The following is a 12899-nucleotide window of genomic DNA, read 5'->3' as shown; positions in this document are numbered from 1 at the left end:
CATCCGTTTACCTCCCAAAAATTATAACTAATTGCTATATTGTATAACACGCAAGGGCCTCCTTTGTCAAGGACAGCTACAATTGGAAGACGAACCGAGCTATTCGCTATAGAAAAACGCGGGTAGAGCAGCCATATCCAAAGCGATAGAGGAAGCAGGGAGGAAAGGAGAGCGCAGAGATATAAAAGCAAGCTTGCTGCAGATCAGTCTTGGGTAGGGCTGGGAAGACAGTCTGACATAGGCTGCGGCGCGGGGGAAAACCGCCGCGAGAGGGCAGTGGTTGGCAACAAGGAGCGGGTCTGAGTTACAGGCGATCGGCGAGCAACAGAGCAGCCCGCTCAGAGTCTCAGCGACGGCAGGCGCTCAGGCGAGCAAGATTGGCAGAGCAAAAGGTGGCATGGAAGCCACCGTCCTGCTCAGGTCATCCACTCCTCGGGGGTCTTGATCCTCACGCCCCCGTCGCTGCGCATCTTCATCAATCGGGCATCTTGCTCCATGCGAGCGCGCAGCTGAGCCATAGATACCCGGTGCCAATAGGCTGCTGGGAAAAGGCCGATCCCCAGGGCCAGAGCTGCAGCGATCTCTGCGCGATTGAAGCTCAGGCCAGGCGGCAAATGAAAGGGGATAGAGGTCAACACGCCCAAGTGGAAGAGGAGCACTACACAGAAGACAGCCAGTTCAATCAAACCAGCCCCGATATATGATAGTACCTCTGTCTTCTTGCGCTTCCGAAAGACAATCAGAAGCCCAAGATTGAGCAGGAAGAGAAATGCCGTGATAATCAGCGTCAGCCAGACAAAGATCGCTCTCAAAATACTGCCTCCAGCCACAGGCCCACAAGTGGGCAGATTTCGATGAGGAAAAACGACTACCGTTCCCCGTTACAGAAAACGATCAGCTCAAGGAGTTGTCACGAGCAGATTGGAGAAAGCCACCTCCGTTCCCTTCAGGTTCACAAGCAGCCCCAGAGAGCCAGAAGGAATCGAGCCATCTTGAGCTGTTCCCACCTTCTTGCCGTTCACATAGAAAGTAAAGTTCTTGCCGCTCGCCACGATTTTGATGGTATTGGTGGCCTTTGATCCATGCCCCTGGTGGTACTCCTTACCAAAGCTCTTCGACCAGATCTTTGTCCAGCGACTATCTTCGGGGGCGGAGCTATTAAACTTCCAGAACTGATATTCGCCATCGCTGGTGTTACGCACCTCGAAGGCGTAAAACTGGGTTGTTACCTTTCCCCCCTTGGATTGCTGGCTGTATCGAACAATCATGCCAAACTGGTTATTGATCGAGCCGTCGTCACCTTTAATCTCCTGCATGGTCAGGGTATAGGCCAGTGAGGTGCTCAGCAATGGCCCAGGAGCATCGGGCAAGATAGCCACGGCCATATTGTTGTCGTCGTTGTTAATGATGTGATAGGCTCCATTCTTGAAGACAAAGAGGCGTGAGCCAGTGGTGGCCACTGGCCAGTTGTGGATATTCTGCTCCAGCGGGTCCTCCATGATAACGGTGGGCGTCGGGGTTCCTTTGACCGCCGCGGTTCCTGTCGCCACCGCCGCAGTGACAGACCCCTTCCTCGCCTGTGGGGCCGGGTTGGCATGCAGGCGGGCGAACATAAGCAAGCCGGACCCAGTGAGCACTACGAGTAAGACGCACAACAAGATGAGCAGGTTCCGCTTCTCTCTCCAGAGCGACGCTGGCGAGAAACCCCTCTGGGCCGAGTCACCCTGTGCAGGAGGTGGCTGCATTGGCTCAGTCAAGACAGGCAACATGCTGGTCACATAGCGTCCCGGCTGGCCAGCAACAGGAATCTGCACCAGGCGCAGCGCTCCGGTCAGGGCTGCTGTATTCTTACTGCCCCCAGCCTCGACAAAAGGAGAGGGGCCTAGGGCACCAGTTGTTGTTCTGGGAAGGGTGCCTGTGGTGCCTGGAAGCGGGCCAGTGAACGGGGCCAGAACGCGTGTGACATTAGGAGAGAAGCCCGTAAAGGAGGTTGGGGCCGGCGCGGGAAAAGGCAACTGGACCTCGGTCGCATCCGTGCCAGCCGCCGAGGTTCTCTGAGAGACTCCCTGCTGAGCGAGCGGCGCCTGTGGACCCTCGCCAAAGGTGGAAGCATCAGTTATCTGCCGATTCTGGAAGAGAGCGCTTTGATTCAGGGCCATCGTTGACGCCTCAGCACTCGCATCCGCCATAGTGCCTGCGCCAGCAGAGGGTGAGGAGAAGGTAGCAGAAGCAAATGGAGATGGAGACCCCATATTGGCCACAGGCATTGGTGTTTGCAACAGTTGCCCTTCGCCAGGGAAAGGCATCTGGGTCACCTGCATCTCACCTGCCGCCGGGCCGGTCGGCATGTTAGTCTCGGCCTGGAGGCGAGCAGCGCTCAGCAAACCAAGCTTGCGCACCGGACGAGAGCCGAGTGTCCCCGGGCCAGCAGCAGACTCTCCTCCGCCGGGCAGAGCGTTACCTGCAGCCGCCTCCTCCCCAAGTCCGTGCTGGGGAGACGCGTTTGTGGCGGCATTAGCCGCTGACGAGTCCGCGGCATTCTGCGCGCTTTGCTGCTGCCAGATAGGATCAAAGAGACTCCGTCGTGGGCGTGATTGATCTGGACTCTGAGATGGATGCATCCCCTGCTGTCCTCCCTCTCGTGACAAAGTGCCTGCTAGCTACGTCAACGTCTGGCGGAAGGCGGTCACCCGTTCCAGGGAAAGCCAGCGCCGCCGCCAGCAGCTCCAGGCTCAAGGCAGCCTGTAATGAAAGGCAGCGGCCCCGTGCGTTCTGGCTATGTATCTATCCTGCCGGAAGCCTTCCAGGAACGCCGGAACGCCGGAAGCAGCGCGGGAGCAAGAAAGGCCAGAGGAAGAAAGAGCACCTTCACCACCACTCTCGACCTACCTACCTGCCTGCCTGCCACGACCAACGACCAACAACTCTGTTCCGCTCCACCAACGGCCCTCTCCCTCTCCGACGAAGCCGGCTCGCAGGGTGCCCGTTTCCAGGATCATCCCACGCAGCGCTTCAGCGTCCATCGCCTCCTCTGTCAATTGCGCGTAATCAGCAGATCCTTAAAAGCGACCTCCGTCCCGTTCAGATTTACCAGCATGCCCACGGTACCCGAAGGGAGCGAGTTATCCTTAGTTTGGCCCACTACTTTGCCATTGACAATGAAGGTAAAGCTAGAGCCATTAGCAAAGACCTTCAAGGTATTGACGTTCTTGGGTCCCTGCCCCTGGTGGAACTCGCTGCCAAACTTCTTGCGCCAGATCGGTGTACCCCAGGCGTTATTGGGGCCGCGACTATCATCATACTTATAGAAGCGGTACTCACCGCCTTTGATGTTCTGGACCTCGAAGCTGTAGAAGGTTGTCACCGTTTTGCCACCGCGTGTCTGCTGACTAAAGCGCAGAATCAGGCCGAACGAATTGTTGACATTGGTGTCGTCGCCCTTAACCTCCTGCATGGTCAGGCTATACCCCATTGGTCCTGTAAAAGGCGCAGACTGAAGGACAACGGCAATCCCTTTCTGGCTATGGTTCGTGATATGATAAGCGCCATCCTTAAAGGCGTAGGTATCCGCCGGCGTCGTCGGCCAATCATGCACATTCTGCGACAGCGGATCAGAGAAGAGCACATCGCTGGCGTTGGCCGCGGTTGCCATCGGCGAGGCTGTTGATTGCAGCGCTGGGGTTGCCGTTCCCTGGGGTCCCATTTTCTGGCCGGTATGCAGATGGCCCAACAGCAAGAGGCCGGAGCCGACTACCAGGATGAGCGCAGCCACAATCAAGGTCACTACCATGCGCGCCCGGCGACGTTCGCCCCCGGAGGCGCCTTTCGTCTGCCCCGTACCGGGAGCAGTCAGAGGTAACAGGCCGGTGACATAGCGACCTGGCTGGCCAGCCACAGGGACCTTGACCACCTTGACTGGACCGGTCAATTTGACCAGAGGCGAGGTGGCTGTTTGCTGAGCCACCGGAGCGAGCGCCCCCGTCGTCGACACGGCGGGCGCAAGCGGCTGGATTTCCTGATCACCCGCAGGCGCGGCCACAGAAGGCAGGGGATCGGTGAAATTGGGCTGCTGCTCTTCAGTCGACCAGAGCACAGCAGGCTGTTCATTGGTGACCGGGCCGACCTGACCAGTCGCGCTTTCCGGCATCACCCCGGCGCCCACGCGAGGGAACATCCCAGTGCGCGAGAGTAGGCCACCGCGGCGACTGGCGCTGCTGACCGCTGGGAGCTTCGCTGTGGGTCGAGGAGGCTCAGCCGCGGGCAGCTTCAGCGAAGGAGCAGGGAAGGCCGTCGCCGTCGCCGGCAGATCGCCAGCGGGTGCACCATGCATGAGAGGAGCCGCCTGGGCGGCCTGCGCCTGCGGCACGGAAGCCATATTGACGGCAGGATGGGGGGCACTGGCCGTTCTCCAGCGCGGGTCAAGCAGTCCACCGGCGCTGCCAGGCACAGCGAACTTACCCGAGAGGCCAAGCGCCGCAATGGCGGGATTCTGACCGGTATCGACATTGATGCCAGCGGAAGTCAGGGCCAGACGAAAGGCCAGAGCCATCTCCTGACCACTGAAGTAGCGATCAGCCGGATTTTTTGCGAGCGCGCGCAGGATCACCTGCTCCGCAGCCACAGGAAGATCAGGGCGAAAAACACGCGGTGACGTGGGCGGAGTCTGCAGATGCTGGGCGGCGATCTGCATCGGGGCCTCGCCTCGGAAGGGCGCCACGCCGGTCACCATCTGATAGAGAATAACCCCGAGCGAGTAGAGATCGGCCCGCCCATCGACCGGCTGTCCCAGCACCTGCTCGGGAGACATATAATCGGGCGTGCCCACCGGCGCCCCAGGCCCAGTCAAACGCACCTGACTCGCCCGATCCTCAGAGATAATCTTGACCAGACCGAAATCGGTCAGCAGCAAGCGGCCATCGAGCGTCTTCAAGATATTGGCCGGTTTGACATCGCGGTGAATGACGCCCCGCTCATGGGCAAAATCAAGGGCAGCGGCCAGCTGCTCAAGATAGTTGAGCACCTTGGGCAGGGCCATTGCCCCTTCACGCTCCATCTCATCGCGCAGTGTCCCCCCGCTGATATAGGGCATGACCAGGTAGGCCAGGCCTTGCTGCTCCCCATACTCGTAGACCGGCATAATATTGGGATGCTCCAGAGAGGCGGCGGCATCCGTCTCGCGCCGGAAGCGCTCCAGAAAGGCTGCCAGCTGATGAGGTGTCAGCGAGGCCATCGGGAAGAGCACCTTCACAGCCACCTGACGACGCGGTCGCGATTGCTGCGCCAGGAATACCGCGCCCATACCACCCTGCCCGATCAAGCGCTGGAGCGTGCAGGTCCCCAGCTTCATTCCAATCAAAGCTTCAGGATTCATGCAACATCCTCTTTTGTTTCAATCGCCCAGCCGCGATTGTTCTTCGGCAACGACGTGCAACCCAGTCTTCAGCGCGCAGGCACGTCGGGGGGGGTACACCACAGTGTATCGTGAAATATTTTTTCGCTTGTACATCTTAGTTAATTTACACAGCTCTGACAATGAATCCGCCTGGCAGGCATGACCAAAGTAATGGTTGTGGGTAATGGCCCTTTGCCACCAGCGACCAGAATGAAGCCCCCTCTGGCCACAATCCACCGCATTCTCTTGGGCCGCCTTGCGCTCCCAACGACTTCCCAGAGATGGGGAAGGCTCCACTTCCCCACTTCAAGGGTCCTCACCAGCAGAGTGCTCTCATAGAAAGAGAGCAGGCCCTCCTCCTTTTGAGGCGAAGGAGAGCCTGCTCAGCGGGTCTGCGCTGGCACTTTGCCAGGATCTCATCAGAGAGCGGTGCGCCTCAGCAGCTGGCCCTGGGGTTCACCAATAATCTGGCCATCGCGGTAGACGAGTTGACCACGCAAAAAGGTCGCTACCGGGCGCCCGATCAGTTCCAGGCCCTCGTAGACCGACCATTGATTTTTGGTATAGAGGTCTTCCTTCCTCACCTTCCAGGGTTGCTCAGTATCAATCACCACAATATCAGCATCCTTACCGACGGCCAGGGTTCCTTTCTGCCCAAAGCCAAAGATGCGCGCGATATTACCCGAGGTGACCTGAGCGATACGGATCAACCCCTCTTCCAGCGTCTCTCTCCCAAAACGCTTGACCCAGTTGCTTACCAGGACGGGAACCGCCTCCTGCAGCCCGGGCATCCCCGAGGCTACTTCCCATACACTGGCCTTCTGCTTCTCGGCCAGCGTATGGGGTGCATGATCGGTCACTACCGTGTCAATCCTTCCCGCGCGCAGAAGCTGCCAGAGCTGCTCCTGCGCCTCCGGCGAGCGCAGGGCCGGGGCAATGTTGATCAGGTTGCCATAGTGGGCATAATCGGCGCTGCTTAAGGCCAGATGGGCCGTTGTGACCTCACCATAGACCTCCACCCCAATCTGGCGGCCAAAGGCGACCGCTGCTAACTCCTCGGGTGTCGAGAGATGCAGCAGGTAGAGCTTCACACCGAAGTACCTGGCCAGCGAGATCATTTCCAGGACTGAGGTCAGCACCACGGAGAGGTTGCGCACCTCTCCCCAGGCCGCGGGATCGTGCCGGCCTGCAATATCACGGTACTGATGGAGAAAGTAATCGATCAGCTCCTGATTTTCGGCATGGACGATGGCCATCAGGCCCCGCTCGCCCAGAATGGCAAAGATGCGAGCGAGGTCACTCAGACGCGGAATGGTCGTCGGCGCGCTCTGGTGACCGGCAGCAAAAATCTTGACTCCGGTGATCTTAGCGGGATTGACCGCCCTTAGTTCGTCGATCTCCTCGCGCGAGACCCCCATATTGATGGCAAAGTCGCAGTAGGAGCGCGCTGTATACCGCTGGATCTGCTCGTCAACCCGGGCCGCAGTCGTAGTCGGCGGCCTGGTGTTAGGCATATCCAGGATCGTGGTATAGCCCCCAGCCAGGCCCGCCCGCGTCCCATGAGCGATATCCTCTTTGTACTCCAGCCCCGGCTCACGCATGTGGCCATGCACTTCGATTAAGCCGGGCAGCAGGTATTTCCCCCGGAAATCAAAGGTCTCTCCAGCTTGGCCGGAGAAGCCTTCTTCTATGCGCGCGATTCTCCCATCGACCACGGTGATCGTTCCGTTGATAACGCGATCGGGCAGTACGAGCGCGCCCATGAGGGTTGTCGGCATAGCACAGCTCCTCAGTACTCATTCCAGGCCTTAATGGGGATCGTCCGCAGATCCTTGTTGACGATGGCCCGCGCGAGCAGACGCACCTGCTTCACCTTGGTCAGCAGGGGAATGTTATAATCGACTGCCGCACGGCGTATTGTATAATTATCATCAACTTCCTTCATCACATAGTTGTCAACCACATTGATGGCGAGATCAATTCTGCGCTCTCGGAAGTAAGATAGAACATTTGGCTCCCTCTGCTCGTGAATCTTGAAGAGCATCTCCGCCTCGATCCCATGCTGATGCAGGAAAGCGCAGGTTTTCTCGGTGGCATAGAGCGGCAGCCCCAGAGAAGCCAGCAACCTGGCCGTCTCCAGAAACTTCTGCTTCTTCTCTTCGCTGCCGATGCTGATGAAGATGCCCTTCTGAGGAACATGCCCACCGGTAGCGATCACCGCTTTGAGATAGGCCTCTTCCAGGTCTTCGCCGAAGCAGGCCACCTCACCCGTCGAGGCCATCTCAACTCGCAGTAAGGGATCGGCGCCTGTGAGACGCGAGAAGGAGAACTGTGGCGCCTTCACCGCTGTAAAGGTCAGAGAGGGCATGGTGACGGGCGCGATCTCCTTTTGGAAGAGCGCATCGACAAACAACTGGATCAGATTGATGCCTGTGACCTTCGAGATGAAGGGGAAGGTCCGCGAGGCACGTAGGTTGGCTTCGATTACGTAGACCTGGTTATCCTTGGCCAGGAACTGGACGTTGAACGGTCCAGTGATCTCCAGTGCGCGTGCAATGGCTCGCCCTGCTTCTTCGATGCGCCGCAGTGTTTCAGCATTAATGGTCTGGGGAGGCAGCACGATCGTTGCATCGCCGGAGTGCACTCCAGCGTTTTCCACATGCTCCGAGATCACAAAGGCTTTGACCTCACCTCGTTGGGCGACGGCATCCAGCTCGACTTCCTTGACTTTCTGGAAGAACTTGGTGACGGTTACCGGATGGTCGGGTGAGACAGCAGCCGCATACCTGGTGTAGCGCTCCAGTTGCTCAGGAGTGTAGCAGACATTCATGGCGCTGCCAGAGAGCACATAAGAAGGACGTACCAGGACTGGATAGCCAACGCGCTCGGCGAAGCTGAGGATATCTTCGATGGTCTCGAAGGTATCCCAGGCTGGCTGACGAATGCCCAGCTCATCCAGCAATTGCGAGAATTTCGAGCGATTCTCGGCCTGGTCGATGTGCTCGGCAGAGGTGCCCAGGATGGGAATACCGTAGTCATGCAGCGCCTTGACCCGGTTATTGGGAGTCTGGCCACCTACTGAGACAATGACCCCATAAGGGTCCTCAAAGTCGCAGATGTCGGCGATGCGCTCAAAGGTTAGCTCTTCAAAGTAGAGACGATCCGACATGTCGTAATCGGTGGAGACCGTCTCAGGATTGCAGTTGATGACGATGGAGCGCTTGTCGTACTTCTTGAGGGCCTGCACCGTGTTGACGCTGCTCCAGTCAAATTCTACGGAGGAGCCAATGCGATAGGGGCCGGAGCCAAGCACTACCACGCCTTCCTGGCCCAGCGGCTCGACGTCGTGATGCTGCCCATTATAGGTCATATACAGATAGTTTGTGTCCGACGGGAACTCGCCCGCCAGGGTATCAATCTGAAAAACCGAGGGCAGGACCCCGTAGCGCTGGCGCAGCGCCCGGATCTCCAGCTCCGTCTTGCCAGCCAGTTCGCCAATGCGCTTATCGGACAGGCCCGCCTGCTTCAAGAGCAGCAGACGAGCTGCGGTCAGCTCGCGATCGCGCTCAAGTTCCTCCTCCAGCTTTACAATGCGTTGAATGCGGTACAAGAACCAGGGATCGATGCCTGTAATATCGCTGATCTTCTCGATTGAGAAGCCGTTGCGCATCGCCACAGGAAGAGCGAAAATGCGCTTGGGAGTGGGTGTATAGAGATACTTATCGATAATCGCGGCCTCGCTCTCCTCTCCCAGAAAGACCCGCTTTGAGGTCGCCCCCTCAAGCCCGAGATCCAGCATGCGGATGGCCTTCTGATAAGCCTCTTCAAAGGTGCGCCCAATACCCATCACCTCGCCAACGGACTTCATGCTGGTACCGATGGTCTGGTCGGCGCCCTTAAACTTATCCAGGTCCCAGCGAGGGATCTTGACCACCACATAGTCCAGGCTCGGCTCAAAGCAGGCCTGTGTCACACCCGTAACCTTATTGGTCAGCTCGGGGAGCGCATAGCCCAGGGCCAGCTTGGCAGCGACATAGGCCAGCGGATAGCCGGTCGCTTTGCTGGCCAGAGCCGAGCTGCGCGAGAGGCGTGCGTTGACCTCAATGACGTAGTACTCGGACGTGCGCGGATTGAGGGCAAACTGGACATTGCACTCCCCAACGATGCCCAGGCTCCTCACAATGGCAATCGCCGCCGAACGCAGCGTATGGTACTCGCTATTGGTGAGCGTCTGGCTGGGGGCTAGCACTACTGACTCGCCGGTGTGAATACCCAGCGGGTCCATGTTCTCCATGTTACAGACCGTGATGCAATTGTCATAGGCATCACGGACAACTTCATACTCAACTTCTTTATAGTGGTGCAGATATTGCTCAACCAGCACCTGCGGGGAGAAGGCCAGAGCACTAGTCACGATGCGCCGCAACTCTTCCATATTGTGGGCAATACCTGACCCCTGGCCCCCCAGGGCAAAGCCGGCTCGCAGCATGACCGGGAAGCCGATGGTTTGGGCAATCTCTTGCGCCTCTTCCAGCGATTCTGCACTTTTACTAACGGGCGTTGGGATATTGATTTTATGCAGGTGTTCAGCGAATTCCTGGCGATCTTCTGTCAGAATAATGGCCGTGACGGGCGTGCCCAGAATCTCGACCTGATACTTCTCCAGGACACCGCTCTTGAAGAGTTCGACACCGCAGTTGAGAGCCGTCTGCCCTCCAAAAGAGAGGAGGATACCATCGGGGCGCTCCTTCTCGATGATGCGCTCTACAAAGAAGGGTGTGACCGGCAGAAAATAGATCTGGTCGGCCAGCTCTTTGGAGGTTTGAATGGTCGCAATGTTGGGGTTGACCAGCACCGTTGAGATTCCCTCTTCGCGCAGCGCTTTGAGGGCCTGGGAGCCGGAGTAGTCAAACTCTCCGGCCTGCCCAATTTTGAGTGCCCCGGCGCCCAGGACCAGCACCTTGTGCAATTTTTTCATTGTAAGCCGCGAGCCTCCTTTTCGATGCGAACGCGAGCGAGGAAGTGATCAAAGATCCAATCAGTATCCATCGGACCGGGCGTTGCCTCTGGATGGAACTGCACAGAGAAGAAGGGAAGCTCGTGATGGATCATACCTTCGTTGGTACCATCGTTCCCATTAATAAACCAGGGAGCAAATCCTGGTGGCAAGGTTCCAACTGCAAAACCGTGATTCTGAGTGGTGATAAAGCAGCGCTTGCTATCATTCAGCAGACATGGCTGATTCTGGCTCCGATGCCCGAACTTCATCTTATAGGTATCGCCGCCGGCGGCCAGGGCCAAGAGCTGATGGCCCAGGCAGATGCCCAACATCGGAACAGCTCGCTCCAGCGCGATCTGAATAGTCTGGATCGTCTTTTGCACCGTCTTTGGATTGCCAGGCCCATTGGAGATCACGATGCCGTCGAAATCAAAGGTACTGGCTGGGGCAAAGAGGTCATAGTCCCAGGGGACGCGGATGAGGCGCACATTGCGTCTCAGCAGCGAGCGCATAATATTGTGCTTGGTGCCACAATCGATCAAGGCAATGGTCAGATCGCCCTCGCCCAGACGCTCAACCTGCCGGCATGAGACGCGCGCTACCAGGTTGTCGCGGTTCGGATCGTAGAAGGGCAGCTCCTCATCGTCGAGAACGATCTTGCCCAGCATCGTCCCATGCGTACGGATATGCCGCGTCAGTAGACGGGTATCTTTGATTTCCAGGGCCGGCACCTGCTGCTGTTGCAGCCAGGAGCGCAGGCTCATGATGCTCTGGGCGTGCGAGGGTGTATCTATATAGTCGGAGACGATCAGTCCGGCGATATGAATGCGCTCACTTTCCCAGTGCGCCGACTGCGGCACCCCGTAGTTGCCAATCAGGGGGTAGGTCATGGCCAGAATCTGCCCCCCGTAGGAGGCGTCGGTCATCGCCTCTGGATAGCCAACCATCCCCGTGCAAAACACGACTTCACCGGCGGTGGAAGCCTCATAGCCGAAGGAAGTGCCCTCAAAGGTCGTGCCATCCTCCAGCACTAGCTTCCCGCGGCGGGCACCGGTATCCAGTGCAAAACGAGAGAGATCAGCGAGGTTCTCCTCAACCAGAAATGTCCGATCTACCATGTTCTGCTGCATCCAGGAAGTCCTTTCAACAACACTACGCTTTCCCCAGAATCAACGCCAGCAAGGCCATGCGGGTGTACAAACCGTTTCTGATCTGGGAACGCAGATAGACCGCGCGCTCATCGCTATCGACGGCGGGATCGATCGTCCCAACACGCGGCAAGGGGTCCATCAGAATCATCTCGCGATTGGCACGCTCAGCCAGTAACGCCGGTGTCACCTGGAACGAAGCAGCAGCCAGTTTTTGATATTCATCGAGAGATGAGAGACGTTCTTTCTGAATACGTGTCCAATACCAGAAATGACAGTCAGTAGGAATTTCTCGCTCACTGTGGATCTCCACGATATCAATGCCGCGGGTCCTCAGCGCGAGCAGATCTCCACGCGCAAGACGCAGCGCTTCGGGCGACAGGAGATAGACGGTATTGCCCTCAAAGAGGGCCAGGCCACGGATGAGCGAGTGCAGGGTACGGCTGTTGAGCGGATCACCGGCCAGCAGGCCCTTTAGATGATCAAGACGCCCAAAATGCTCGTAGATGGTGAAGAGGTCGAGTAGCGTCTGGGTGGGGTGCTCATTGTTGCCATCGCCGGCATTAATCACTGGCACGTTGGCCACCTCCGCCGCCCGTTGGGCCGCGCCCGGCAGCGGATGACGCAGGACAATCGCCTGCGTATAGGCCCCGAAGACGCTAATCGTGTCCTCAAACGACTCCCCCTTCCAGACCGAGCTGACAACCTCTGGATTCTGGATATCAAGCGTCTGCCCGCCAAGCCGCTTGACCGCAGCTGCAAAAGAGCCGAAGGTCCGGCTGGAGGGTTCATAGAACAACAGGGCTATGAGTTGACCAGCAAGCAGTTGAGAAGGCTCACTCGCAAGGACCAACTCTTTCATCTCGCGCGCTAACGCGAAGACTCTATAGAGATCGGCAGCTGAAAATTGATCAAGAGAAAGGATATCTTTCCCCTTGAAATCTCCGCTGATCAGCTCAAGTGAGCCAGGCGGATGCGTAATCACTTGATTCATGCTGTCCTCCAGCTAGCCTTTCAGCACAACCTGTTGACTGGTCATACGCTTGTCAGTGCTCCATTTCTCTCAGCTGGGAACGGTGAAACGGAGCGAGCGAAAGCTTCCTCCTTGTTTGCTCACGAGATGCGGCCTGCCCCGGCTGAGGCTATAAAAAAATTCCCCACCCCTGTTTCCAGGGGTGAGGAAAAAATCTTCTTCCTCAGGCAAGACACCGGGTCCACCCCACCTGTAGAATGCTTTCAGTCCCAGCGGGAAGGGATGGATCGCAAGCAACTGTAAGTCAATCAAAGACATGATGGAGCCAGACCCTTTGTCTACAAACTTGCCGAGCAAACCCATTTCAAATCGTCATATATTTATACA

At 57.7% G+C, this 12899-nt stretch carries 8 protein-coding genes; all 8 read right to left on the bottom strand.

Features of this window, described 5'->3' with window-relative positions:
* Nucleotides 1-416: 416 nt before the first annotated feature.
* Nucleotides 417-812 (bottom strand): hypothetical protein, encoded by a 396-nt coding sequence (locus IRZ31_RS15455; protein ID WP_297155212.1) that lies wholly within the window; start codon nt 810-812, stop codon nt 417-419.
* An 87-nt stretch (nt 813-899) separates the two neighbouring features.
* A complete protein-coding gene (locus IRZ31_RS15450) occupies nt 900-2621 on the bottom strand; it encodes a hypothetical protein (protein ID WP_297155210.1) in 1722 nt (573 codons plus the stop codon).
* Between the two features lie 264 nt (nt 2622-2885).
* A complete protein-coding gene (locus IRZ31_RS15445) occupies nt 2886-3023 on the bottom strand; it encodes a hypothetical protein (RefSeq protein WP_297155208.1) in 138 nt (45 codons plus the stop codon).
* An 11-nt stretch (nt 3024-3034) separates the two neighbouring features.
* Nucleotides 3035-5371, bottom strand: a complete 2337-nt coding sequence (locus tag IRZ31_RS15440; protein WP_297155206.1) for a serine/threonine-protein kinase — start codon at nt 5369-5371, stop codon at nt 3035-3037.
* Between the two features lie 440 nt (nt 5372-5811).
* Entirely contained in the window at nt 5812-7170 is a 1359-nt protein-coding gene (locus tag IRZ31_RS15435; protein ID WP_297155204.1) for a dihydroorotase family protein, read from the bottom strand.
* 11 nt (nt 7171-7181) lie between these two features.
* Nucleotides 7182-10370: a carbamoyl-phosphate synthase (glutamine-hydrolyzing) large subunit gene (gene carB, locus IRZ31_RS15430; RefSeq protein ID WP_297155202.1), complete on the bottom strand. Its 3189-nt coding sequence runs from the start codon at nt 10368-10370 to the stop codon at nt 7182-7184.
* Nucleotides 10367-11509 carry a glutamine-hydrolyzing carbamoyl-phosphate synthase small subunit gene (carA, locus tag IRZ31_RS15425; protein WP_297155200.1) on the bottom strand — a complete coding sequence of 381 codons (1143 nt, stop codon included), beginning with the start codon at nt 11507-11509 and terminating at the stop codon, nt 10367-10369. Before carA ends, carB begins: the two co-directional genes overlap by 4 nt.
* A 34-nt stretch (nt 11510-11543) precedes the next feature.
* Entirely contained in the window at nt 11544-12533 is a 990-nt protein-coding gene (gene pyrB / locus IRZ31_RS15420; RefSeq protein WP_297155197.1) for an aspartate carbamoyltransferase, read from the bottom strand.
* Nucleotides 12534-12899: the final 366 nt, after the last annotated feature.

Source organism: Thermogemmatispora sp. (assembly GCF_019683635.1).
Taxonomy (GTDB): domain Bacteria; phylum Chloroflexota; class Ktedonobacteria; order Ktedonobacterales; family Ktedonobacteraceae; genus Thermogemmatispora.
Note: the sequence above shows the minus strand (reverse complement) of the source record. Positions and strands in the feature narration are given on the sequence as shown.

What these genes read in the sequence shown, in the direction of transcription:
- IRZ31_RS15450 (WP_297155210.1), bottom strand. Translation starts at nt 2,621, where the DNA reads ATGCATCCATCTCAGAGTCCAGATCAATCACGCCCACGACGGAGTCTC.
- IRZ31_RS15445 (WP_297155208.1), bottom strand. Translation starts at nt 3,023, where the DNA reads ATGGACGCTGAAGCGCTGCGTGGGATGATCCTGGAAACGGGCACCCTG.
- IRZ31_RS15440 (WP_297155206.1), bottom strand. Translation starts at nt 5,371, where the DNA reads ATGAATCCTGAAGCTTTGATTGGAATGAAGCTGGGGACCTGCACGCTC.
- IRZ31_RS15435 (WP_297155204.1), bottom strand. Translation starts at nt 7,170, where the DNA reads ATGCCGACAACCCTCATGGGCGCGCTCGTACTGCCCGATCGCGTTATC.
- carB (WP_297155202.1), bottom strand. Translation starts at nt 10,370, where the DNA reads ATGAAAAAATTGCACAAGGTGCTGGTCCTGGGCGCCGGGGCACTCAAA.
- carA (WP_297155200.1), bottom strand. Translation starts at nt 11,509, where the DNA reads ATGGTAGATCGGACATTTCTGGTTGAGGAGAACCTCGCTGATCTCTCT.
- pyrB (WP_297155197.1), bottom strand. Translation starts at nt 12,533, where the DNA reads ATGAATCAAGTGATTACGCATCCGCCTGGCTCACTTGAGCTGATCAGC.